The 400-nt window shown below is 71.8% G+C and carries 1 protein-coding gene; it reads right to left on the bottom strand.

From position 1 onward, the window contains the following. Positions 1-299 (bottom strand): LysR family transcriptional regulator (locus tag DSY14_RS28225; protein ID WP_211719615.1); only part of this gene is annotated, 299 nt, incomplete at its 3' end. Positions 300-400: the final 101 nt, after the last annotated feature.

Here is a 400-nt window from a genome sequence, read left to right as displayed (position 1 = left end):
GTGCAGGTGGTGGGCACGGCGATGCGGAGCGGGGTGCGCCGGGCGGTGGCGGCGTCGTGTTCGAGGGTGTGGGCGAGGTCCACGAGGCGGCGGGCGGTGGGCAGGACGGCGTGGCCGAACTGGGTGAGGGTGGGGTGTCGGCCGGTGCGGTCGAAGAGGGGTGCGCCGAGGTGTTTCTCGAGGGCGGCGATGCGGCGGCTGGCGACGGGTTGGGGGATGTGGGCGGCCGCGGCGCCGTGGGTGAAGCTGCCTCGGTCACTGACGTGGACGAAGGCGGTGCAGGCTCCTACGAGGTCCATGGCCTGAGGGTATGTCGAAAGTGCATGAGGTTGGCTGTTTTCGTCTTGGACAGCATGGGTGGCGGGTCGCGAGACTGCGGGGGCGGGCCGGTCGTGGTCCG

The organism is Nocardiopsis sp. MG754419, assembly GCF_018207095.1.
Lineage (GTDB): Bacteria > Actinomycetota > Actinomycetes > Streptosporangiales > Streptosporangiaceae > Nocardiopsis.
This window is presented reverse-complemented; position numbering and strand designations above follow the sequence as displayed.